The sequence below is a fragment of the Ilumatobacter sp. genome, from assembly GCF_030065885.1.
In the GTDB taxonomy this organism is placed as follows: Bacteria; Actinomycetota; Acidimicrobiia; order Acidimicrobiales; family Ilumatobacteraceae; genus Ilumatobacter.
In genome coordinates, this window is the sequence record NZ_JASJCS010000083.1 from 1 (window position 1) to 23751 (window position 23751).

The 23751-nt window shown below is 71.2% G+C and carries 20 protein-coding genes and 1 pseudogene; 11 read left to right on the top strand and 10 right to left on the bottom strand.

Going from position 1 to position 23751, the window contains the following annotated elements:
• Positions 1–171: 171 nt before the first annotated feature.
• The gene (locus QNJ12_RS16360; RefSeq protein WP_300624167.1) at positions 172–3468 is read right to left on the bottom strand and encodes an adenylate/guanylate cyclase domain-containing protein; all 3297 of its coding nucleotides are present in this window, start codon (positions 3466–3468) and stop codon (positions 172–174) included.
• A gap of 250 nt (positions 3469–3718) precedes the next feature.
• On the opposite strand from QNJ12_RS16360, the gene QNJ12_RS16365 reads away from it, so the two are divergent.
• The 4 genes from QNJ12_RS16365 to QNJ12_RS16380 all read left to right on the top strand — a co-directional run bounded on the left by QNJ12_RS16365 (position 3719) and on the right by QNJ12_RS16380 (position 7978).
• Entirely contained in the window at positions 3719–4468 is a 750-nt protein-coding gene (locus tag QNJ12_RS16365; RefSeq protein ID WP_300624169.1) for an ABC transporter ATP-binding protein, read from the top strand.
• Between the two features lies 1 nt (position 4469).
• Complete coding sequence (locus QNJ12_RS16370; protein ID WP_300624172.1) at positions 4470–7022, top strand: ABC transporter permease; 2553 nt, start codon at positions 4470–4472, stop codon at positions 7020–7022.
• A 33-nt stretch (positions 7023–7055) separates the two neighbouring features.
• Positions 7056–7445, top strand: coding sequence for a pyridoxamine 5'-phosphate oxidase family protein (locus tag QNJ12_RS16375; RefSeq protein ID WP_300624174.1), 390 nt, complete (start codon positions 7056–7058; stop codon positions 7443–7445).
• 119 nt (positions 7446–7564) lie between these two features.
• Positions 7565–7978, top strand: a complete 414-nt coding sequence (locus QNJ12_RS16380) for a DUF3052 domain-containing protein (RefSeq protein ID WP_300624176.1) — start codon at positions 7565–7567, stop codon at positions 7976–7978.
• A gap of 4 nt (positions 7979–7982) precedes the next feature.
• On the opposite strand, the gene QNJ12_RS16385 is transcribed toward QNJ12_RS16380, so the two are convergent.
• Both QNJ12_RS16385 and QNJ12_RS16390 read right to left on the bottom strand, forming a co-directional pair.
• Positions 7983–8864, bottom strand: coding sequence for a hypothetical protein (locus QNJ12_RS16385; RefSeq protein ID WP_300624178.1), 882 nt, complete (start codon positions 8862–8864; stop codon positions 7983–7985).
• 75 nt (positions 8865–8939) lie between these two features.
• A complete protein-coding gene (locus QNJ12_RS16390; protein WP_300624180.1) occupies positions 8940–9479 on the bottom strand; it encodes an NUDIX hydrolase family protein in 540 nt (179 codons plus the stop codon).
• 186 nt (positions 9480–9665) lie between these two features.
• Here QNJ12_RS16390 and QNJ12_RS16395 point away from each other — a divergent pair, with 186 nt between their 5' ends.
• Together QNJ12_RS16395 and QNJ12_RS16400 are read left to right on the top strand one after the other, a co-directional pair.
• Positions 9666–11006 (top strand): PhoU domain-containing protein, encoded by a 1341-nt coding sequence (locus QNJ12_RS16395; RefSeq protein ID WP_300624182.1) that lies wholly within the window; start codon positions 9666–9668, stop codon positions 11004–11006.
• 78 nt (positions 11007–11084) lie between these two features.
• Positions 11085–12449 (top strand): CHAD domain-containing protein, encoded by a 1365-nt coding sequence (locus QNJ12_RS16400; protein WP_300624183.1) that lies wholly within the window; start codon positions 11085–11087, stop codon positions 12447–12449.
• Between the two features lie 6 nt (positions 12450–12455).
• Here QNJ12_RS16400 and QNJ12_RS16405 read toward each other — a convergent pair whose 3' ends face one another.
• Both QNJ12_RS16405 and QNJ12_RS16410 read right to left on the bottom strand, forming a co-directional pair.
• Entirely contained in the window at positions 12456–13436 is a 981-nt protein-coding gene (locus QNJ12_RS16405; protein WP_300624185.1) for a DNA polymerase ligase N-terminal domain-containing protein, read from the bottom strand.
• 35 nt (positions 13437–13471) lie between these two features.
• Positions 13472–14014 carry a GNAT family N-acetyltransferase gene (locus QNJ12_RS16410; protein ID WP_300624186.1) on the bottom strand — a complete coding sequence of 181 codons (543 nt, stop codon included), beginning with the start codon at positions 14012–14014 and terminating at the stop codon, positions 13472–13474.
• Between the two features lie 276 nt (positions 14015–14290).
• Between QNJ12_RS16410 and mftE the strand changes: the two genes are divergently transcribed.
• Together mftE and mftF are read left to right on the top strand one after the other, a co-directional pair.
• Positions 14291–14941 carry a mycofactocin biosynthesis peptidyl-dipeptidase MftE gene (gene mftE / locus QNJ12_RS16415; RefSeq protein WP_300624187.1) on the top strand — a complete coding sequence of 217 codons (651 nt, stop codon included), beginning with the start codon at positions 14291–14293 and terminating at the stop codon, positions 14939–14941.
• On the top strand, positions 14941–16248 hold the full coding sequence (gene mftF, locus QNJ12_RS16420) for a mycofactocin biosynthesis glycosyltransferase MftF (protein WP_300624189.1): 1308 nt from the start codon (positions 14941–14943) through the stop codon (positions 16246–16248). The genes mftE and mftF overlap by 1 nt, the downstream gene beginning before the upstream one ends.
• On the opposite strand, the gene QNJ12_RS16425 is transcribed toward mftF, so the two are convergent.
• Together QNJ12_RS16425 and QNJ12_RS23775 are read right to left on the bottom strand one after the other, a co-directional pair.
• A complete protein-coding gene (locus QNJ12_RS16425; RefSeq protein WP_300624199.1) occupies positions 16190–16489 on the bottom strand; it encodes a DUF4395 family protein in 300 nt (99 codons plus the stop codon). The two genes, mftF and QNJ12_RS16425, sit on opposite strands and share 59 nt — an antisense overlap.
• A 64-nt stretch (positions 16490–16553) precedes the next feature.
• A pseudogene (locus tag QNJ12_RS23775) lies at positions 16554–16700 on the bottom strand (DUF4395 domain-containing protein); the annotation flags it as partial.
• A gap of 80 nt (positions 16701–16780) precedes the next feature.
• On the opposite strand from QNJ12_RS23775, the gene QNJ12_RS16430 reads away from it, so the two are divergent.
• Complete coding sequence (locus QNJ12_RS16430) at positions 16781–17698, top strand: alanine racemase (protein ID WP_300624191.1); 918 nt, start codon at positions 16781–16783, stop codon at positions 17696–17698.
• Positions 17689–18756, top strand: coding sequence for a DUF418 domain-containing protein (locus QNJ12_RS16435; RefSeq protein WP_300624193.1), 1068 nt, complete (start codon positions 17689–17691; stop codon positions 18754–18756). The genes QNJ12_RS16430 and QNJ12_RS16435 overlap by 10 nt, the downstream gene beginning before the upstream one ends.
• Before the next feature lie 177 nt (positions 18757–18933).
• On the opposite strand, the gene QNJ12_RS16440 is transcribed toward QNJ12_RS16435, so the two are convergent.
• Together QNJ12_RS16440 and QNJ12_RS16445 are read right to left on the bottom strand one after the other, a co-directional pair.
• The gene (locus QNJ12_RS16440; protein WP_300624195.1) at positions 18934–19917 is read right to left on the bottom strand and encodes a neutral zinc metallopeptidase; all 984 of its coding nucleotides are present in this window, start codon (positions 19915–19917) and stop codon (positions 18934–18936) included.
• A gap of 77 nt (positions 19918–19994) precedes the next feature.
• Positions 19995–20918, bottom strand: a complete 924-nt coding sequence (locus QNJ12_RS16445; protein ID WP_300624196.1) for an ROK family protein — start codon at positions 20916–20918, stop codon at positions 19995–19997.
• Between the two features lie 86 nt (positions 20919–21004).
• On the opposite strand from QNJ12_RS16445, the gene QNJ12_RS16450 reads away from it, so the two are divergent.
• Positions 21005–22825: a hypothetical protein gene (locus QNJ12_RS16450; RefSeq protein WP_300624197.1), complete on the top strand. Its 1821-nt coding sequence runs from the start codon at positions 21005–21007 to the stop codon at positions 22823–22825.
• Between the two features lie 6 nt (positions 22826–22831).
• On the opposite strand, the gene QNJ12_RS16455 is transcribed toward QNJ12_RS16450, so the two are convergent.
• The coding region (locus QNJ12_RS16455) for a 2-oxoglutarate and iron-dependent oxygenase domain-containing protein (RefSeq protein WP_300624198.1) at positions 22832–23751 on the bottom strand (920 nt) is incomplete at its 5' end.

Sequence of the window (23751 nt, forward strand, 5' to 3'; positions counted from 1 at the left end):
CCCACCCACCCGGCGGCTCGTCACCCTCGCTGCGCGTCTGCCCGCGAACGGGCCGACGCCGACCGAACCGATCAAACCACGACACGCTCAGCGATCGACGCCCACCCACCCGGCGGCTTATCACCTTCGCTGCGCGTCTGCCCGCGAACGGGCCGACGCCGACCGAACCGATCAGACCACGACACGCTCAGCGATCGACGCCCACCCACCCGGCGGCTTGTCACCTTCGCTGCGCGTCTGCCCGCGGCGCCGGGCGATGACGTCGCGGGCATAGGACACGATGACCGCGTCGTCGACGCGGTCGCACAGCTCGTCGAGCGAGGCCATGCGCATCTCGAGGTCGTGATCCTCGGCCACGCCGAGTCCGGCCACTGCGGCGACCATCCGGTCCCAGTAGCTGATCTCACTCATCGCCTCGACGGCCAGTGCGTCGGCCAGCGCCGTCTCGGCGTCCCCCGTCAGCGCCGACGCCGTCGCCCGCGCCGCGAGGGCGAACGGCGACGCCTCGACGTCGACGTCGAGCAGCGTGGTGAGGGCGCCCTCGGGATCACCGTCGAGCATGCGCCCGAACGCCAGCACGACGCGCCCCTCGTCGATGTTGGCCCCGGTGGTGTCGATGCGGTCGATCGCACTCCGCGCCAGTTCGGCCGCCCGCGCACCCTGACCGAGGTGCATCGCCGTGCCGGCCGCAGCCATCGAGGCGTACGCCAGCTCGCCGAACGAGTCCGACAGCACCAAGACCTCCTCGACCGAGCGCTCGGCGTCGTTGAACCTGCCGAGTGCGACGTAGGTCCGGTTGAGCGTCCCCAACGACTGCAACATGCCGAACTGATCGTCGACCTCACGGAACCCGGCGAGCGCGCGCTCGGCCAGCGATCGTGCGGACTCGGGGTCGCCCGACCACAGGCGGATGCTCGCTCGCAGGTTGAGCATCATCGACGCGCCCCACTCGTCGCCCCACTGACGGGCCTCGGCGAGCGCCTCGGCGGCCAGGCGCTCGGCTTCGTCGTTGTTGCGACCGAAGTGGTGGACGTACGCGAGCAGACCTTTCGTCCACGCCTTGCCGGATCGGTCGCCGAGCGTCTCGAACGTCTCGATCGAGTGCTCGAGGCGCCGCTTCGACTCGTCGTGGTCACCGGAGAGGAAGGAGATCCAGGCCGTGTGCTGCTGGACCCATGCGCCGCCTCGTTCATCGCCGGTCTCGTCGAACAGCTGCGTCGCCTCCTGGAGGAACACCTCGGCGTCGGAGAGCGACCCGCCGAAGATCTCGGTGAAGCCCCTGACCCGCAACGCCTCTGCGAGGTGCGGGCGGTCGCCGAGCTCACGGAAGACGTCGACGGCGCGGGCGAGCTCTCGCCGAGATGCGACGAGATCGCCGTCGAGCTGCTCGACCATGCCCCGGAAGCGGTACATCTCGCCCTCGGCCACCCGATCGTCGGCAAGGGCGACGAGCGGCTCGAGCTCGGCGAGGGTGGCCCGGGCGCGCCGCGTGTCGCGCAGCTCGACCAGGCCCTCGACGAGCAGCAGCGCGAGCTCTCGACGCACACCGGGCGCGACATCGGGGAGGCCGAGCGCCCGCTCGACGAGCAACGTCCCGCGCCGGTGGGCACCCTGGTGATACCAGCGGCGCGCCGACTCGCCGAGCAGGTCGGCGGCACGTGCGGCCATGTCTTCCGGCACGAACGGGACCGGGCCGATCTCGGCGCGGAGCTCGGCCGCGGTGGCGCTGTGATGTGCCCGGAGGTCGATCAGACCGTCGGCGTTCTCTGCGAGGAACATGGCGACCCCGGCGTGGCGTTGCGCCCGGGCCTGCTTGGTGAGGGTCCGGTAGGCGACCTCTCGAACGACGTCGCTGCGGAAACGCCACCGCGAGTCCTCGCGCACGAGCAGGCCGCGCGATTCGAGCACGTCGACGTCGGCGGCGTCGAACGACTGCCCGACGGCGGCGGCGAAGTCGCGCAGGGCAGTCACCGGCCCGACGTTGCCGAGGATCGCGGCATTGTCGAGGATCGCCCGCTGGGACGGAGTGAGCTCGTCGAGGCGTGCCGCGATGAGTGCCCGCATCGACCCGGGCAGCTCGCCGTCGAGATCGGGCGTCGTGGCAGCCATCCGCGCCAGCTCGATCAGGAACAGCGGGTTGCCGCCGCTGCGATGGGAGATGTCGTCGACCACACCCGGCGCGAGCTCGCGCTGCGACGCGGCGGCGACCAGCTCGGCTGCCTCGTCGTCGGGAAGGGGTTCGAGCGACAGGTGCAACGTCACCGCCGGATCGACCGGTGGTGGCCATTCGAGCGCCCCGTCCTCGTCGGGCCGATAGGTCACGGCGATGAGCAGCGGCAGGTCGCCCAACTGACGAGCAGCGGCCTCGAGCAGCTCGAGCAGCAACGGTGCAGCCCATTGCACGTCGTCGATCCAGATGATCACCGGATCGCGCCGCATCCGCGCCCGGAGCACGGTCTGGATGCCGCCGAACACCGCGTCGCGGGTCGCCGCCGGCGACAACTCGTCGAGCGCCGACGGGTGACCGAGCAGGTGCAGCGTCAGCTCGACGATGCGGTCGAACGTCGAGGTGCCGGGCTCGAGCTCCTCGAAGGGCGCCAACCGCCTGACGACGCGGTCGCGTGCCTCCTCCGGCGGGAACGTACGGTCGAGACCGAGGCGCGACAGCAACGAGCCTGCGACCGGCCACCAGAGGTTGGACTCGCCGTACGGGGCGCAGGCGCCTTCGAGCAACAGCGCGCCGGGACGCTCCTCGATCAACGCGCTGACCGTCTCGTGCACGAGCCGCGACTTGCCGATGCCGGCCTCGCCGGCGATCGCGACGACGGCGCCGCGGCCCGACCGCACGATCGAGGTCACCGCATGCAGCATCTCCCGTTCGGTGCCGCGACCGACGAACGGCACATCGGACTGCCAGCGCCGCGCCGTCATGGCCGTGTCGACCGCGACCGCCTGCCAGACCTCGGTGTCGGACATGCGCCCGCGGAGCTGCGTTCGGTCGTAGCCGACGAACCGGACCACCGGCGAGCACAGCTGACGCGTCGCGTCACCGACGAGCACAGCGCCCGCCGGCGCCAACTCCTGCAGGCGCGATGCGGTGTTCACGACGTCGCCCATCGCGGTGTAGTCGGTCCCCGCGAGCGTGCCGACGAGCACCTCACCGGTGTTGATGCCGACCCGCATCCGGACCTCGTCTGCCGGATGGGTGTCGCGGAACGACCGCAGGGTCGATTGCATCGCCATCGCCGACCGCACGGCGCGGTCGGCGTCGTCCTCGTGGGCGACCGGCGCGCCGAACAAGGCGATGATCGCGTCGCCGAGCACCTTGTCGACGGCTCCGCCGTGCTCCTCGACGTCGGCGACCAGCAGCTCGAACAGCTCATCGACGAGCCGCTTCACCTGCTCGGGATCGCGGTGTTCGCTGAGCGAGGTGAAGCCGACGAGGTCGGCGAACAACACGGTGACCACGCGTCGCTCCTCGTCACCGAGCGTCTCGGCGAGCGGCGTGGCGGGCTCGCCGCACGCCGGACAGAAGCGTGCTCCCTCCGGGAGCGGCTGAGAGCAGGAGGAACACCCGACCAAGGGCCCCGATCGTATCCGTCGCCCCGTTCGCCGTCGCTCGGAGTTCCGGGCGGGCGTCACCTGTCACACGGCGCCCCCACGGGATCATCCGTTCGGCGGATGCGGGACTCCCGCGATTCGCCTAGACCTAGAGGTCATGATGAACACCGCTCCCCCGAACGTCGACGCCGCAGCGGGCTCGATCGACGCCCGCAAGACCTACGGTGAGGGCGACGCGGCAGTGCACGCCCTCGACGGCGTGTCGGTCTCGTTCGAGCCCGGGCGATTCACCGCGATCATGGGGCCATCGGGCAGCGGCAAGTCGACGCTCCTCCACTGCCTCGCCGGGCTCGACTCGCTGACCGGCGGATCGGTCTTCATCGGCGACACGCAGCTGGCCGAGCTGAACGACCGGCAACTGACCGAGCTGCGGCGGCGACAGGTCGGCTTCGTGTTCCAGGCGTTCAACCTGATCCCCACGCTCACCGCGCACGAGAACATCACGCTGCCGTTGATGCTCGGCGGCGAGTCGGGCGACGCCGACTGGATCGACCGCGTGATCGGCACCGTCGGGCTCGCCGATCGCCTGAAGCACCGACCCAACGAGCTGTCCGGCGGTCAGCAGCAGCGTGTCGCCGTCGCCCGTGCGCTCGCGAGCCGCCCGACGATCATCTTCGCCGACGAGCCGACCGGCAACCTCGACTCGAACTCGGGCGCCGAGATCCTGCAGTTCATGCGCGACGCCGTCGACGAGTTCCAGCAGACCATCGTGATGGTCACCCACGACCACAACGCCGCTGCGTACGCGGACCGGATCGTGTTCCTCGCCGACGGCCAGATCGTCGACGACATGGCCGCCCCGAGCGCCGACGCGATCCTCGACCGCATCAAGCAGCTGGGCCACTGACGTGCCCGTCGCCACCCTCACCCGACGGTCGCTGCGCGCTCGGCTCGGCCGCAGCATCTTCATCGGGCTCGCGATCATGCTCGGCGTCGCGTTCGTGTCGGGTTCGTTCGTCCTCGCCGACAGCCTGAAGGCGACGTTCGACAACCTCTTCACCTCGTTGAACGAGGACATCGACCTCGAGGTCCGCCGCACCCTGACGGTCGACGTCACCGACGCGGAGCGCGACCCCGTGCCCGCATCGCTGGTCGACGACGTCCTCGCCGTCGACGGCGTCGACCGCGTCGAGGGGGTCCTCCAGCGGTACGCCCAGTTGCTCGAACCCGACGGCGAACCGGTCTCCACGCAGGGCGCGCCGGCGTTCGGCATCTCCTGGGCCGGCGAGGAGGGCAGCGTCGCCGGCGTCGTGCTCAAGGACGGACGCTCGCCGAGCGGCGACGGCGAGGTCGTCATCGACAAGGCGACGGCCGATCGCGTCGGCTTCGAGGTCGGCGATCCGATCACGATCGTGTTCGACAGCGGCCAGCGCTCGTTCGAGATCGTCGGGCTGGTGGGCCTCGGCAACGCCGACGGGTTCGGCGGCGCGACGATCTCGTTGTTCGACCCGCCGACGGCCGCCGACGTCTTCGAGGCGCCCGATCAGTTCGACGTGATCGACCTGCAGGTCGCGGAAGGCGCCGACGTGGCCGACGTCCAGTCGCGCATCGAGGCGATCCTGCCCGAGCGGACCGAGGTCGTGACCGGTGAGCAGGTCGCCGAGGAGACCGCCGACTCGATCAACGACATCATCGACGTGTTCGGCACCGGCCTGCTCGTCTTCGCGTTCGTCACCGCCTTCGTGAGCGCGTTCATCATCAACAACGTCTTCGGGATCACGATCGGCCAGCGCCTCCGGGAGCTCGCACTGCTCCGAGCGGTCGGGGCCAACTCGCAGCAGGTGAGCCGGCTGATCGTCGCTGAGGCGCTCGTCGTCTCCGTCACGGCGACGGTCATCGGCATCTTCGGTGGGCTGCTCGTCGCCCAAGGGCTCATCGCGCTGTTCGATGCTGCCGGGGCCGGGTTCCCCGAGACGCCGCTCAAGATGCTCCCGCGCACGGTCGTCATCGCGTCGTTCGTCGGCATCGGCATCACGCTGCTCTCCGTGCTGGTCCCGGCCCGGCGCGCGTCGCGGATCCCGCCGGTGGCGGCCATGCACCCCGAGGTCGGGTTCAGCGCGATCAGCGCCAACCGCCGCCTCGTGGTCGGCTCGGTCGTGACCGCGGTCGGCACGGTCATGTTCCTGGTCGGCATGTTCGTCAACCCGGGAGGGTCGCTCGGGCTGATCGTGCTCGGCGGCGGGGGTGCGCTGGCCGTGTTCCTCGGGATCAGCAGCGTCTCGGCCACCGTGGCGAAGCCGGTGAGCGGCTTCCTCGGCGCGCCGATCCGCTGGCGGTTCGGGGTGCCCGGCAAGCTGGCCGTCGACAACGCACAGCGGGCGCCGCGCCGTACCGCCCGCACCGCGTCGGCACTGATGATCGGCGTCTCGCTCGTCAGCGCCGCAGCGGTGTTCGCGTCCTCGCTGCGCGACACGTTCGGCCGGATCCTCGACCAGGCGGTCACGGCGGATTACATCGTCACCGACGAGTCGTTCCTCGGCCTGCCGACCGGCGTCGAGGAGAGCCTCGACGAGCTCGCCGAGCTGTCGGCGGTGTCGCCGTTCAGGTTCGTGTTCGGCACCGTGGCCGGCGACGAGGAGCAGATCACCGCCGTCGACCCGATCGCGTTCCCGCAGCTCGCCGACCTCGACGTGGCCGAGGGTGGCTTCGACGGGCTCGTCGCCGGCGACGGCGTCATGCTGCTCGACGACCAGGCCGAGGAGCTCGGCGTCGGCGTCGGCGACACGATCGAGGTCACCTACCAGAACGAGAGGCAGGGGACGCTGACCGTGTCGGGCATCTTCGCCGATTCGTCGCTCGGCGCGAGCTGGTACATCTCGATCGCCACGCTCGAATCGGTCAGCGACCAGACCCCGCGCGACCAGTTCGTGCTGGCGCGTCTCGCCGAGGGGGTCGACCCCGACATCGCGCGGCCTGTGATCGGCGCCGCGGTCGAGGCGTTCCCGCAGGCCGAGGTGCGCACCAACGCCGAGTTCCGTGCCGAGCAGGAGGGCCAGATCAACCAGCTCCTCGCGGTCATCACCGGGCTGCTCAGCATGGCGATGAGCATCGCCGTGATCGGCATCGCGATCACCCTGGCGCTCTCGGTGTTCGAGCGGACGCGCGAGATCGGTCTGCTGCGCGCGGTCGGGATGACCCGTCGCCAGCTCCGCCGCGCCGTGCGGTGGGAGGCGGTGATCGTCTCCGTCTTCGGCGCGATCGTCGGCGTCGTCGTGGGGCTGTGCCTCGGGATCGCGCTCTCGTACGCGGTGCCGAACAACATCATCGACGGCATCACGTTCCCGATCTCGACGATCGTGACCATCCTCTTCGGCGCGATCCTCGCCGGTCTCGCGGCTGCCTGGTGGCCGGCTCGCAAGGCCTCGCGGATGAACGTGCTCGAGGCGATCGTCACCGAGTGAACCCGACGGTCGGCGGCGCGCCAGAATGGCGCGGTGGCGCTCGACCCCCGCGACCTCGACGACGACGCGACCGGCTTCCTCCGCGAGCGGCACCTCGCGACGCTCGTCACGTTGCGCGACGACGGCTCGCCGCACGCCGTTCCAGTGGGGTTCGGCTACGACGCAGCGTCGCGCGTGGTCCGGATCATCACGTTCGCCGGTTCGCAGAAGGCGGCCAACGCGGGTCGCGGCGGCCGAGCGGCCGTCTCCCAGGTCGACGGTGGCCGGTGGTTGACGCTCGAGGGGGATGTGCGGCTCGTGACCGACGACGATGGTGTGGCGCGGGCCGTCGCCGCCTACACCGAGCGCTATCAAGCGCCGCGCGAGCGCGACGACAGGGTGGCGATCGAGATCGCCGTCGACCGCGTGCTCGGCCGCGCCTGAGCGGACGAGCAACGAGCCCAGGAGGCCACTCGGCCGCGTCCCGGCGGACGGTCGTCCCGCGCGGCATCGGCGCACCGCCGGTGCGTGGCGGCGCCCGGTCATCGACAAGAGTCGTGGTGATGGCTGCCACCGCCGGCTACTCCGGGACACCGTTGCCCAAGAAGTTGGGCATCGGCGCGGGTTCGCTCTTCGCCACGAAGCACGCCCCGGCGGACTTCGCGACGACGCTCGGCGCACTCCCGCCTGAGGCGGAGTGGCGCCGGCAGGTGCGACCCGGCCTCGACGTCGTCGTCGCGTTCTACACCCGTCGCGCTGCCATGGTTCGAGAGTGGCCGAAGCTCACCGCCGCCGTCGCGCCGAACGGCACCGTGTGGATCGCGTGGCCGAAGCGCGCGAGCAAGGTCCCGACCGACATCACCGAGGACGTGCTGCGAGACGAGCTCCTGCCGACGGGATGGGTCGACAACAAGGTGTGCGCGATCGACGAGACCTGGAGCGGCCTCCGGTTCGCGCTCCGCCGCGAGCTCCGCTGAGCCGTCAGCCCGCGTCGCGGGCTCGCCACGGGAGCTCGTTGAGGTACTTCGCCGCTGCCGGGTGGGGATCCATCTCGCGCACCTCGGTCGGCTGACGGCGGTCGAGGCGGACCTGGCAGCCGGGGCACCAGTAGAGCATCCGCCCGTCGCGGCCCACCGACTGTGACTCGATGGTGTCGTGGCAGCGGATGCACGCCTGCCCCCGCCGCCCGTACACGGCGAGCCCGTCCTTGGTGTGCCTGGTGGTCGATCGGCGGACCCGACCGCTGTTGGCGCGCACCATCTTGGCGGCGGTGTTGACGATCAGGACCGCATCATGGTGCGTGAGGTCCGCGATGTGGGTCCAGGGGCTCAGCTCGGCGGCCCAGAGGGCCTCGCAGCGGTAGACGTTGCCGACCCCTTGCATGACGTGATGGTCGACCATGGCATCGCGCAGCCGCGCCTCGGGGTCGGGGTAGGCGAGCAGCAGGTCGACGGCCTCGCGGAGATCGACCGACGACGAGCACAGGTCGGGCCCGAGCCGACCGAGGCCGGGATGGCGCCGGCGATCGGGCTGCCGGTACGTCTCGACCGTCGGAGCGTCGAAGCAGACGGCCACGAAGTCGTCGGTCTGGATCGAGGCCCGCAGCTTCTCCCACGAACGTCGCCACGGCGCACCCTGCCGGTAGACGTGCCACGCGCTCCTCCCCCGCAGGTGCGTGTCGAGCACCAGACCGTCGTCCCACATCACCTCCAGGTGCTTGCCGTATGTCTCGACGACCTCGACCATCCGGCCGGCCTGCGGGACCGGGCCGATCAGTCGCGGGGCGTCGAAACGGACCATCGGACGGCCGATGAGCGCGGTGCGCATCGCACTGGCGGTCTTCGCGAGGTCCCCGGGCGGCATTGCCGCGTCATCGTAGGTTCGCACCGTCGACGGCCGGTGGATGCTCCACCCGCATCGGCCGCACGCGATGCGGCGTCAGGGCAACTGCCCGACGTGCGCGAGAGCCAGGCGGAGCAGACGGTCCTGGCCGCCCGTCATCTGCCCGATGACGGTCGGGCTGACCACTTCGTCGGGCGTGAACCACGCGAGGTCGAGCGCCTGCTGCGTCGGCTCGCACTCGCCGTCGACGGGCACGATGTAGACGAGGCTGACCGAGTGCTGGCGGGGGTCGTGGTAGCCGCTGAGGTCGGGATTCGGGAAGTACTCGGCCACGGTGAACGGAGCCGGCTCGACCGGGATGCGCGGGAGCGCCAGCGGCCCGAGGTCCTTCTCGCAGTTGCGCAGCAGCGCGTCTCGCACCCGCTCGCCGTGCTTCACCCTCCCGCTCACGATCAGCCGGCTGATCGTGCCGTCCGCCGCCTGCCGCAAGAGCAGGCCGATCTCGGTCACGTTCCCGAGGCTGTCGACACGAACCGGCACGGCTTCGACGTACACGATCGGCATCTGGGCCCGCACCTGCTCGAGGTCGTCGGGGGACAACCAGGTGTTGTCGGTGTCGGTGTCGATCGGGCTCACGGTGCGCCATCATCCCAGATCGCCCGGCCAAGTCCCAGCTTCGCGCCGTTGCGGCGCGCTGGCGAGGCGTCCGGCGGCCGTCTCGGTGAACGGCAGGTGAACATCCGGTCACGGTGCGTACGAGATGACCGATGACCCTTGATTCTCGGCGTCGGCACCGGCACGGTGAGGCGGAAGGGGGCTGACATGGCCAGCGACGACATCGTCCCGACCGAGGGCAACGGACCGACACCCGACGAAGCGCACGGCCTCCTCCTGCGGGGGATCACCAACCGGCTGAGCGACGAGTTCTCGGCGCTGTTGACGCGCGACACGCTCGAGCACTACGTCCACGACTCGTATCGCGAGCTGAGCTCGAAAGCGAAGATCCTGACGCACATCCCCGCGTTCGTCGAGCGGTTCGCTCGGCAACGCCTCAGGGCCCTCGCCAAGAACACCGGCGTCGTCGAGGGGCACCCACCGGAAGTGCTGTTCGTCTGCGAACGCAACGACGCTGCGTCTCAGATGGCTGCGGCTCTGTTCACGGCCGCAGCCGGCGAGCGAGCATCCGCACACTCTGCCGGTGCGGCCCCGAGCGCCGAGCTGGTCGACCACGCCGTTCATGCGCTGCACGAGATCGGCATCGACATCCTCGGGGAGTTCCCCAAGCCTGTCTCGCCCGAGATCGAGCAAGCGGCCGACGTGATCGTCACGCTCGACGCCCACGACGACGTGCCGATCGTCGACGGCAAGCACTACGTCGCGTGGCGACTGCCCGACCGCCACGACGACGGGATCGACGGCTACCGGGCACTGCGCGACGAGCTCGAGACCAAGGTGGCCGACCTGATCGCCGAGGTCGTCCCGCCGGCTCCCCCACCGACCCACGTCGCATTCGACGCCGACCTCGCCGAGCTCGAGTCGCTCCTCGGCGAGATGGCCGAGGCGGTCGTGGCGCTCGCCCAGCAGCTCTGGCCGGCGGTGGATTCGGGCGATCCGGGCCGCCTCGCCGAGATCGCCGACGGTGACGAGCCCATCGACACGCTCGACGAACGGATCGAGACGATGACCATGCACGTCATCGCCCGCCGGCAACCGGTCGCCTCCGATCTCCGGACGATCCTCGCGGTCAACGACGCTGCGCTGCACCTCGAACGGATCGCGGACGCGGTGGTCGACGTGGCCTCGATCGCCGACGAGGAGAACCTCGCCGCCGGAGTCCCCATCCTCCCGGCGATGATCGACCAGATGATCGCGATGACCCGTGAGGCCCATGCCTCGCTGGCGGATCGAGATGCCGACCGGGCACATGGCGTCGAGCTGGCCGAAGCGAGCATGAACGACTGGCACGATCGGCTGCTCGCCATGCTGCTGGACAGCGGTGCGACGCTCGATCGTCGCACGGTGCTGGCCCTCGACCGCACCTCGCGCCTGCTCAAGCGCGCCGGCCACCACGCCGTCGACGTGGCCGAGCAGGCGGTGTTCATCGTCACGGGCGAGCACGTCGAGTTCGGCCGGAGCGCGCGCCCCACCGGGCTCCGTCGGTGACGGCTCGTGTCGCTGTCGCTAGATCCATCCCGGCGAACGGGAGACGAGATCCGGAGAGTCGGCGCCGAGCGCCTGGAGATGGCGGTCGCCGGGCTGCGCGATCTCTCCGGCCGCACCCCCGAGCAGATCGAGTCGGCGGTCCACGAGACGCGCAAGCGCTGCAAGGAGCTGCGAGCGCTCGCCCGCCTCTCCCGCGAGCCGCTCGGTGACGAGTTCGGACCGTTCGACGATCTGGTCCGGGCCGCAGCCGGCGAGCTGTCGTCGATCCGCGACGCCCACGCGGTGTTGGCCACGTTGGACGAGTTGGCGGCCGCCCAGGGCCGGGGTGCCGACCTCGTGCAGGTCCGCGCCGGTCAGGCCAGGCTCGCCGACGAGGCCACCGGGGCTCTGCGAGGTGGCGACCACCGGCTGACCCGTGCGACCGCGGCGCTGCTCGAAGCCCGCGACCGGCTCGACGAGTGGGCGTTCGACGACGACGACTGGCTCGCCGGCGCCATCGGCGGGACGTACCGGCGCTGCCGGCGAGCCCACCGTCGAGCCGTCCGGCGCCCCACCGACGAGCGCGTGCACCGGTGGCGGACCGCCGTCAAGCGCCTGTGGTACCAGGTGCGCGTCGTCGAAGCTGCGGCCCCGAGCGTGCTCACGCCGCTCGTCGCCAACCTCGACGCGCTCGGCGAGGCGCTGGGCGACGACCACGACCTCGCGGTGCTCGTCGAGCGACTCGAGGAGGACCCCGAGCGATTCGGCGGCGCCGAGGCAGCCGGCACCGCAGAGCTCATCGCCCGCGAGCAGCAGCGCGAGCTGCGCCGCGGAGCGTTCCGACTCGGGGCCAGCCTCTTCGCCGAGACAGCACCGGCGTTCGCAGCGAGGATCGGGACGTACTGGCGCCGGGCCAAGCGCCTCGGGCCCGAGCTCCCGACCGGTGGCATCGCCGAACTGGTCGCCGACGAACGCGAGCGCACACGGGATCGCTCACCGGTCGAGCGGGAGCGCAAGTTCGTCGTCGATCGACTGCCGCCGTTGCCCGGCGGCGGCACGAGCTTCCGCCAGGGCTACCTGGCGATCGACGGCACCGTCTCGGTCCGGGTACGCCACGCGGCCCACGAAGGTCGCACGATGACCGTCAAGGCAGGACACGGCGCGGTGCGCACCGAGCTGGAATGGGCGCTGACGCCCGAGCAGTTCGAAGCCGCCTGGCCCCACACCGACGGGCGGCGGATCGACAAGACGCGACACCGGCTGCCGTTGCCGGATGGCAGCGTCGAGGTCGACGTCTTCCACGGCGAGCTCGACGGTCTCGTCGTCGCCGAGGTCGAGTTCGACACCGAGGAGGCACTCGACGCGTTCCGGCCACCCGACTGGTTCGGCAGGGAGGTCACCGACGACCCCGCCTACACCAACGCCGTCCTCGCCACCCAGGGCGCGCCGGCGCCACCCGGCTGACGCCGCTCATCCTTCGATCCAGTCCGGCGACGTCACGCTCCCGGCGGCGTCGATGTGATACGGCGACGAGCGGAGCTTGGCGACGACACCGTGGTCCTGTTCCAGCGCAGCGCCGAGCGACATCACCGGCGACGTCCGCCAGCCGGGGCCGTCGAGCCGCAGGTCGTCGAGCCGGCGGCGACGGAGCTCCCACGGTTGCCCGGTGATCGGCCGCCCCTCGACCCACAGCAGGTCGAACGCCATGAACACGACCGGCGCCGCCCGCGAGGCGTTGCGCGCGCCGCTGTCGCTGGTGATGCGGAGGCGGCGACCGAGACCCCGGCGATCATGGAGCACCCGACCGGATACGACGCCGACCGGCACGATCACGCCGTCGAGGATCACCTCGAGGTGGCCGATCGCACGTGCGATGCGCCGGACCTCCGGAAACCGCACCGATACGTCGTCGCCGCTCCCGTCGACGATGAGCACCCGACCGGTGTCGTTGGTGACGGTGGCCCGGATGCCGTGCCAGCGCGGCTCGAACGCCCACTCGTCGCCGTCCGGCGGCGCGCCCTCGGTCGCCCGCATCGGACGGATGCCGATCGGCACGGCGCGCCGATCCGGGTCGGCCGGGTCGTCCATGCGGTGGATCAACCAGTCGCGGGTGCCGCGCATGGAGAACAGCGCGTACTTGCCGCTGACCCTGCTGCCGTCGAGCGTGACGACGACCTTCTCGGGCTCCATCTCGTGCGCCTCGAACGTTCCCGAGTCCCAGTTCGTCATCCGCCCGGCTCCGTAGCCCGCGTCGGCGGCGTCGCCCTCGTAGTCGAGGAACTCGAGCGAGTGGTCCTCGGTGGCGACGGCGAGCCGATTCTCCTTCGGGTTCCACGGCACGCCGCGTGGGAGCGCCCATGACCGCAGGACGCCGTCGTGCTCGAGGCGGAGATCCCAGTGCAGGCGCGTCGCGTCGTGCTGTTGGATCACGAAGCGCCGGACGTCGACCACCCCCGCAGTCTGACGTACCGACCGACGTGTGCGCCTCAGAGCCCGTCGAACGCAGGCGGATAGACGACGGTGCCCCGGAGGGCATGGGGTACTCCCGGCGCGGGAGCGTCGCCGAGCCAGAGCACCTGTCCGGCCTCGCTCGGCGCCCAGTCGGGGAGCGGGAGCGTGATCCCGTACGGGGCGGCGTGCTCGAAGCCGAACCGCGCGTAGTAGCGATGGTCGCCTTCGACCACGATGAGCGGCTCGTCTCGCCGCGCCGTTCGATCGGCGACGACGCGAACGAGGGCGCTGCCGATGCCACGCCGCTGGTGAGCGGGATCGACCGCGAGCGGGCTCAGCATCACGATCGGGACGTCGCCGTCGTCACGCCGTAGCAGGGCGCTGCTGACCATGACATGCCCGCTGACGTCGTGGTCGCACACGGCGACCAGCTCCAGTTCGGGGATGTACTCGCTGGACGCCCGGATCCGCTCGGCGAGGTCGGCTTCGACCACCGAGCCGAACGCGCGCTCGACCACCCGGCGCACATCGGGATGATCGCTCGGGCGGACGGGACGGATGCTCGGCAGCTCGGACACCCCCCGAGCGTCGCACCTTCACCTGCCGGCTCCACGCTCGTTATCTGCCCGTGAGCTCGATCGTCGCTGCGAAGATCGCGAACGCGGCGGTGATCGCGGCCACCGCCGCGAGTCGGAGGCGTCGGCCCACCCCGGTAGAAGGTCGTGGGTGTGCGTGCGGCTCCTCGGCTCGAACGAACGTCGCGATCTCACAACCCACGCCGGCAATGATGGTCGGTCGGTGATCGACCTGCCCGTCGCCGACCGGACAGCGCAGCGTCGGTAGCGTCGGCGTTGATGGATCTCGGCGCGATGACCTGGACCGACCTCGACGCGCCGATCGTCGTCGTGCCCGTCGGCTCGTGCGAGCAACACGGTCCGCATCTGCCGCTCGACACCGACACCACGATCGCGACAGCGCTCGCCGACGACCTCGCCGCGCGGCGCCGGGACTGCGTCATCGCTCCGGCGATCGCCGTGTCCGCCAGCGGGGAGCACCGGGGGTTCCCGGGGACCCTGTCGATCGGCACCGACGTGATGGCCGACGTCGTCGTCGAGCTCGCCCGATCCGCCGACTGGGCGACCGGCGTCGTGTTCGTGAACGGCCACGGCGGCAACGTGGCCGCGATGGAGGCCGCCGCGCGGGTGTTCGAGCACGAGCGGCGCGAGGTGCTGATCTGGTGGCCGCACCTCCCCGGCGGCGACCCGCATGCCGGGCACACCGAGACCTCGCTGATGCTCGCGCTGGAACCCGAGCGGGTGCGATTCGACCGCGCGACGCCCGGGCCGATCCCGACCATGATCGAGCTCGTCCGCACGGGCGTGCGCTCGGTCAGCGACTCGGGCGTGCTCGGCGATCCGACGGGGGCGACCGCCGACGACGGCGTGCGGATCTTCACCGAGCTCGCCGACCATCTCGCGAACGCCGTCGACGACTGGGCCGGCTGATGCCGTCGGATCGAAGGCGCCGCTACCGGGCCGATGGCACGCTGCAGCGCCACGGCAACGTCCTCATCGGCGGCTCACCACTCAGGCTGTTCCGCGTCACCGCAGCCGGGCGCGCGGTCGTCGAGCAGATCGTCGCCGGTGATGACGTCGCCGGCTCGGCGCTGACCGACTCACTCGAGGATGCGGGGGCCATCCACCCCACCCCAACGGCCGGCGCGCCGTTCCGTGCCGACGAGGTCACCATCGTCACACCGACCCTCGGCGAGCCACTGCATGTCGCGCCGAACGCGGTACTGGTCGACGACGGTTCGGCGATCCCGGTCGGCGGGGCCGCGCTCCGCCACGACACGACCCGCGGGCCCGCGGCCGCCAGGAACACGGGCCTCGGCCACGTCACGACCCCGCTGGTGGCGTTCGTCGACGCCGACGTGGTCGTGCCCGAGGGCTGGCTCGAGCCGCTGCTCGCACACTTCGTCGACGATCGGGTCGCCCTGGTGGCACCCCGGGTCGCCGCTCGTCCCGGCCCGACGATGCTCGCCCGCTACGAGTCGTCGTCGAGCCCGATCGACCTCGGCGCCGAGCCCGCACGGATCCGTGCCGGCACCCGCGTCGGCTACGTCCCCGCTGCGGCGATCGTCTGCCGCACCGACGCGGTGCGGGCGATCGGCGGGTTCGACGAGTCGCTCCGGTACGGCGAGGACGTCGATCTGGTGTGGCGTCTGGACGAGGCCGGGTGGCGGTGCCGTTACGAGCCGACCTCGGTCGTGCACCACGAGCCACGGCGCAGTTGGCCCGACTGGATCCGTCAGCGGGTCAGCTACGGCTCGTCGGCGGCGCCGCTCGCCGAGCGCCACCCGGCATCACTGGCGCCGCTCCGCGTCAACGCCTGGAGCCTCATCGCCTGGTCGCTCGGTGCGATCGGCCGGCCGGGCGTGGGCGCGCTCGTCGGTGCCGGCTCGGCCGCCGCGCTCGTGCCCCGCCTCCCCGACGTCCCCCCGCTGGCGGCGCTACGCCTCGCCGCGGTGGGCAACCTCCGCGCCGGCGAACAGATCGCACACGCGATCCGGCGGGCCTGGTGGCCGGTCCTCGCGATCGCCGGGCTGCGTTCGCGCGCTGCCCGCCGGCTGCTGATCGCTGCGCTGGTCGCCCAACCGCATCCGCTGCGGGCGCTCGACGACGTCGCCTACTCGATCGGCGTGTGGAAGGGCGTGATCGCGACTCGTTCGGCGACCGCGCTGATGCCGGCGATCAGCTCGTGGCCGCCGCGTCGAGCTTCGTCTGCATCGCCGCCCGCAGACGCTCACTGATGTCGTCGCAGTCGTCGCATTCCCACAGGAAGCGATACGCGATGCACCCGAGGCACACGGCGAACACCGACTCCAGCACGGCGGCCACCACGAGCACGCCGACCAGGACGACGGTCAAGATCGGCACGCCGGCCAGCCATGCCGCTGCGGCACCGCCGCTGAACGCGAGACCGATGCCCTGCGCGAACCGCTTCGGCGGGCCGGGAACGAACCGGTGCTCGGCCCGAAGGCGCGGTGTGATGACCCGGGGTCACGATCTGGCCGAGCGGGCTGAGCGTCGGGCCGGCGAGCAGACGGGCGGCGAAGCCGTACACGAGAGGTGCCAGGATCCACCCCTCGCGGAGCAGCAGGAACGCAACGCCCATCGCCACGACGCCGGCCGCGACGAGGCGTGCCGACGTCTCGTTCACCGGGTCCGGGAACGAGCACACTCGTCGCATCGCGCCGACCATATCTTGATGAACATGATCATCACAGTCGGGTATTCCGCTCGCCGCACCGGGATGCCGGGTAGCCACTACCGTCGCTCGGCGTGACGATCCGGCTCACCGTCAACCGCACCCGCTGGTGGAACCACGTCACCTACGTCGCCGACACCGTCTCGGGTCTGGTGCCGGTCGTGAAGGGCAACGGCTACGGGTTCGGCCGGGCCGGTCTGGCGATCGCAGCGTCCGAGCTCAGCCCCCTCCTCGCCGTCGGCACGATCCACGAGCTCGATGGGTTGCCCGGCGAGGTCACGCCGATCGTGTTGACGCCGACGCTCTCGGCGCCCGATTCGACCACGCCCGTGCTCACGGTCAGCAACCAGTCGCACGTCGACGCGCTGCGTGACTGGCCGGGCCGCGTCATCGTCAAGCTCGTGTCCGACATGCAGCGCTACGGCGCCGACGTCAGCCTGGTCGGCGCCGCCCAGCGCGTCGGGCTCCGGACGGTGGGCGTGTCGATCCATCCCCCGCTCGCCGGCGACGACGACGCCCACCGAGACCAGATCGTCCGCCAACTGCCCGACATCGATCCGTCGCTCGACGTCTGGGTCAGCCACCTCGCGCCCACCACGTACGAGACGCTGCCGGACAGCCACCGCTACAAGCTCCGGCTCGGGACGTACCTCTGGCACGGCGATCGCGAGGCGCTTCGCCTCGAGGCCGACGTGCTCGAGACGCGGCCCGTACGCGCCGGCATGACCGCCGGCTACCGCCTCACCGAGGTCGCCGGCGACGGGACGATGCTCATGGTCGGCGCCGGCACGGCGAACAACGTCGTCGCGCTGCCCGACGGTCGCAGCCCGTTCCACTTCCACCGGACGCGGCTGGCGCTGCACGAGCCGCCGCACATGCACACGTCGATGGTCTTCGTCCCGGCCGGTGACGCCTGCCCGGGCGTCGGCGACTGGGTCGACCTCCAGCGACCGTTGACCCAGACCCACGTCGACGAGCTCCGATGGATCTGAGCGCGCGCAAGCCCGGACCCGACGTGGTCCGCGCGCTGGCGATGGCCGGCGTCGTGATGATGAACTACCACGGGTACCTGATCCTCCGCGGCGCACAACGCGACGGCGGAGCGATCTACGACTTCTTCGATCCGTGGACCGGGCCGCTCGCGACCCGCTTCGCGGCGACGTTCGTGCTCACGGCCGGCGTCGGCGTCACGCTGATGACGGCGAGCTCGGTCGGCGACCCCCGCAGGACCACGGAGATGCGGTGGCGGCTCGTCAGGCGCGGCATCCTGCTCTACGCCGGCGGCATGCTGTTCGACTTCATCTGGTCGGGCACGATCCTGCCGTTCTACGGGGCGATGTTCGTCCTCGCTGCCGTACTGTTCACGTTGCGCGCACGGTGGCTGCTGCTGATCGGATTCGCCGCTGCGCTGTCCGCGTGGCTGATCCGATGGTGGCGGTTCGAGCGCGAGCTCGACGGCCACTCGACAGCATGGCTGACCAACCCGGGGCCGAGGTCACCGCGTGGCCTCGTCTTCGATGTCTTCGTGAACGGCACCCATCCGCTCCTGCCGTGGCTCGCCTACTTCTGCGTCGGGATCGTCCTGGGCCGCCTGCTGAACACGACGTGGTGGCGGCCGGCCGCAGCCGGTGCCGGCTTCGTGTCGTTCGCCGGCGCCACGCTCGCGAACTCGGCGGGCGACAGCCGGCGCACGCTGCTGCTCCTGAGCGACGGGCCGTTCGATCGCGGGGTGGTGTACGTGGCGAGCGCGCTCGGCACGGCGTTGATCGCGTTCACGGCGATCTCGTGGCTCGCCGACGAGTTCGCGGACACGTGGGTGGTCGACGGCCTCCGTCGCGCCGGCCAGATGTCGCTGACGATCTACCTCGGGCACGCGCTCGTGTTCAACCTGCTCGTCGACTGGGTCGACCTGATCGAACCCGACGAGATCGCCACCGCCCTCGTCAGCACCGCCGCCTACTGGCTGCCCGTGACGGCGCTCGCCGTCGCCTACCAGAAGAAGTACGGCCGAGGCCCCGTCGAACGCATCTACCGAGCCCTCACCGGGTAGGTCCCGCGCAAGCGTTGCGCGACGCGGCCCGGCGGTGGGGGTGGCATGGAGGGGGCGAGTGGTCGGCCCCCTCCACCATCGACCGATCCGGCTCTGCCGGTCGGTCGATCAGGGTTGGGCCGGCCGCAGGCCGTCAGAGGTTTCTGACGAACGGAGGGAGCGAAGCGACCGAGTGAGTCAGAGCACTTCGCTGAACGTCGAGCAGCTCTGCGGGTCGCCGGTGGTGAAGCCTCGCTCGAACCACTCGACGCGCTGCGCCGACGACCCGTGCGTCCACGATTCGGGATCGACCCGGCCCTGCGTCTGCTGCTGGATCCGATCGTCGCCGACGGCTGCGGCCGCGTTCAGGGCCTCCTCGACCTCACGATCGTCGTCGAACTGGTCGCGATCGGCGGCGTCACGTGCCCAGGCCCCCGCGAAGCAGTCGGCCTGCAGCTCGAGGGCGACGGAGTACTGGTTCGCCCTTTCGGGATCGGCCTGCTGCGCCTGGCGCATCTGGGCGTTGATGCCCAGGACGTTCTGCACGTGGTGGCCGAACTCGTGGGCGACGATGTACTGCGCGGCCAGGTCGCCCGTGGCGCCGAACTGGTTCTGCAGGGTGACCAGGAAGTCGAGGTCGAAGTACACGAGGTTGTCGAGCGGGCAGTAGAACGGGCCGGTCTGCGACGACGCCTGGCCGCAGCCGGTGTTGGTGAACCCCGAGAAGAAGACGGTCTGCGTGTCCTGGTACTCGACACCGAACGACAGCGGGAGCTGATCGATCCAGTACTCGGAGACGTCGTTGGTCGCGCCGCAGAGGATCTGCTCCAACTCCGAGCTGCACGCGTCGCTGTCGCCGCTGCTCGTCGCCGACGATGCGCCGGGCGAGGCGGGGGTGAGGCCCGACGCAGTCGATCCGATGCCGCCGCCGAGCAGCTTCGGCAGGAAGAAGACCGCTGCGAGCAGCAGGATCCCCATCAGGCCACCGCCACCCTTGAGCAGGCCGCCCAGTCCACCGAGACCTCCGCCGCCGCGGCCACCAGGGATCGGGATGCCGCCACCGCGACCACCACCGAGCCCGCCTTTGAGCAGGTCGCCGAGCCCACCGCCCATGCCACCACCGCCGCCCTGACCGCGCCGGTCCTGGATGCGGCGGGCGTCGCGCGAACGAATCTTCGTCATGACGGTGAGTCTCTCAGATCAGGCCCGGCGCGGCGCGGGTCATCGGGGCGCCCGCCCTGGCGAGGGCGCCGCAACGGTCAGCTCGGCTCGGGCGCACGTGGCGCGCGGCGGAGCCCTCGGATGCCGACAGCGCCCGCCCCCACGAGGGGGCCCTGGTCCCCGAGACGGACCGGTGTGACCCTGGCCGCTGCGCCGTGGCCGACTCGTGCGACGGCGTCGATCTCTTCCTGGGCGGCGTTGAAGAACGTCGCCGCGAAGCCCAACGCGACGCCGCCACCGACCACGACGAGATCGAGGTCCATCGACGTGCAGATCATCCCGGCGGCACGCCCCACGAGCTTGCCCGTGCGACGCATGATGTCGTAGGTCGGCTCGGTGGGCGACCGTCCGGTGATCGCCTCGATGGCCAGCCCGGAGGCCTCGGCCTCGAGACAACCCCGTGCTCCGCAGCCACACCGCCGCCCGCCCGGCTCGACGATGATGTGGCCGACGTGGCCGGCGTTGCCCGTCGCACCGTCGAGCAGCTCGCCGTCGACGACGAAGCCGCCCCCGATCCCGGTCGACACGGTCATCGCGCAGAAGCTCGACACGCCCTGTGCCGCCCCGAGCCAGCCCTCCGAGAGCGCCAGCGCCTTGGCGTCGAGATCGCCGTAGACCGGCAAGCCCGTGAGGTCGTGGAGGTGCCGCCGGAGCGGGAAGCTCCGCCACGACGGGATGTTGACGGGCGAGACCGTCTCGCAGTTGCGCTCGATCGGCCCGGCGCACCCGATACCGATCGCCCGGACCCGTGCGCCGTGGTGGTCGGCGGCCTGGGCCGACTGCTCCGCGACGATGGTCGCGAGGTTCGAGAGGTGTGACTGCGGGCCGACGTCGGCCTCGACCTCGACCCGTGAGCGATCGAGCAGTTCGCCCCGAAAGGTGACGAGACCCGCCGCGAACTTGGTGCCGCCGATGTCGATCGCCAGGATGACGTCGGTGTTCGGCTGCGCCGGCTCGTCCATCTGCGCCGCACGTTACCGCCACTCTTCGTCCAGTTCTGCGAGCAACCAGCCGATAGCTTTTCCGAGGCACTGCCTCGGATCGAACCATGTCACGTCCCGGCTTCACACTTCCGCTCGTCGGCTTGGCCGCCGCCGGCGCGCTGTTCGTCTCCGGCTCGGTCGCGCTCGCCAACCCGGCGGCGCCGCCGACGACCGAGCCGCCACCGACCAGCGGCGCCACCACGACCACGACCGAACCGCCGCCGACGACCGACGGGCCGACCACGACGTCCACGAGCACGACGAGCACCACCACGACCACGTCGACCACCACCACGACGACCACCACGACCACGTCGACCACCACGACGGTGCCGAGCCCGACGCCGCTGCCGTGTGCGCCACCCACGACGTCGACCACCACTACGACGACCACGACGCTGCCCGGCGCCACCACCACCAGCACGACGACGACCACGACGCTGCCCGGCGCCACCACCACGAGCACCACGACGACCACGACGCTGCCGCCGTGCCCCACCACCACGCTGCCGCCGACGACCACGAGCCCACCGCCACCACCGACGACCACCGTCGCCCCGCCTGCGCCCGCGCCGCTCGGGGTCGACGTACCCCAGGAGCTCGCCGACATCCTGCTCACGATCCGGCTCGTCGAGTCGGGCAACCGCTACGACATCCCGCCGAACCGCGGCAACGCCTCGGGTGCGTACCAGTACATCCGGTCGACGTGGAACAACCATGCCGGGTATCCGCACGCCTATCTGGCACCCCCACGCGTGCAAGACCTCCGCGCGCTGAACGACGTGAAGGCCATCCTCGAGGCATGGAACGGCGATGTGTCGATGGTGCCGGTCATCTGGTACTACCCGCGCGCATCGCGCGATCCCGCTCTGATGGACATCGTGCCGGTGCCGTCGGCCGGCAACCGGCTCACGGTGCGCGAGTACCAGACGCGTTGGCTCGACATGCTCGAGTTCGTCACCGGCGCGCCGCTGGGCTTCCGCCTCGCGCTGGTGCCGCCCGAGCTCCGATTCCTGTCCGGCGCCCCACCCGAGGTCGACCCGGCGCTGAGCAGCCTGTCCGAGATCGCGTTCCCGCTGCTGGGGCGGGCGGTCGTGGCCCTGACGCCGCCGTGCGCGGGCGACGACTGCGAGCCCGGCACCGACGCCATCGTGTACGGCCAGAAGCTGCAGCCAGTGCTGGCCGCCGCCGACGGCGTCGTGACGAGCGTCGAGCTCGGTGATGCGGTCACCGGGGGCGTGACCGTCACCATCACCGACCGTCGCGGTCGCACGTACCACTACGCCGGGTTCAACGACGACTCGCCCGGCACGACCGACGGCGCTGCGCATCCGTCGCTGCGGCTCACCGGGCTGGCGACGGTCGGCGGCGTCGTGCGGGCCGGCCAGATCATCGGCTACCTCGGCGACACCGACCCCATGCCCAGCGACGAGCTACGCGGCCCCGGCACCGAGCCGGTCTGGCCGCACGTTCGGCTCACGATTCGCGACCGCGAAGGTGAGCGGATCGACGCCGACGCGCTCGTCTCGGCGGCGCAGCGACGGCAGGCGTGCCACGTCGGCATCGGCCCGTGGTCGGTGCCCGCCGACCCGCGGCTCGACGACGTCGACGACGACGTGCGCGACGACGTCGACGTCTCGGCGATCACCAACGGCGGGTGGACGCTCCACGCCGACGGCACGGTGACGGCGTACGGCAAGTCGACGCTGATCCTGGCGCCGGAGGACTGCGAGTGGGCACCGGTCGACCCGTATGGCCCTGGCGCCAGCGGCAGCCCGCCGTACGAGGGTTGGGACGAGCCGTTCGACCTCAGGGCCCGCTACTGGGTGGCCGGCGCACGCGAGGCGACCGAGTTCGTGCCCAACAACCCCGTCCGGCTGGGATAGGGCGCGTCAGACGCGGCGGGCCTCTTCGACGAGGTTGATCTCGTAGAGCACCTCGTCGAGCGCATCGGCTGCGGTGATCGCGCTGTAGCGCTGGGGGTGTTCGGGCGTGCAGCAACACGGCACGGGGTTGAGCACCGTCCACGGCCTGGGGTGGCAGAACTGCACGACGCTGTACCGCTCACCCTCGTAGCCCGGCGCGGCGACGACACGATGCCACCCCATCGGGATCGTGCCGTTGGTGATCCGCTCGAGCATGATCCCCGTGTTGACGATGACCTGGCCCTCGGGCGCGACGGCGTCGACCCACCGGTCCTCGACCATCACCTGGAGCCCGGGCGCGGTTGCCCTCGGCAGCGCCGTGATCAGGTTGATGTCGCCGTGCGCCCCGGCCCAGACGTGCCCCTCCCCCGTCACCTCACCCATCGGCGGGTAGCGGATCGCGCGGGTCAGCGTCGGCCCGTCGGTGACCATCTCGTCGAAGAACGTCTCGTGGCACCCGATCCCCTCGGCGATCACACGGAGGAACCGGCGCTGCAGGTCGGCGACCGCGTCGTGGAACCGGTAGAGGACGTCGCTGATCCCGGGTACCGCCTCCTCGGGCAGCACCTGGTGCGGGTAGGCGGTCTCGAACTTCCGCTTGAGCGGATGGCCGGGTGGGAGCGGCGACGCCCAGTTGAGCATCTCCTTCCAGTCGGGTCGGTCGCTCGACGCCGCCGTCTCGACGAGCAAACCCGTGTAGCCCGTCTGGCCGCGCGCACCCGGCACGTTGAATCGCTGCTTCGCCTCCTGGTCGAGTGAGAAGAACTCGGCCAACATCCCGTAGGCGGTGTCGATCAGGTCGTCGGACAGATCGTGCGCCGTGTAGACGAAACCGGTCGCCAGGCTTCGCGCCGCGCCGTCGACGACGGCTCGGCGCCGTGTTCCCG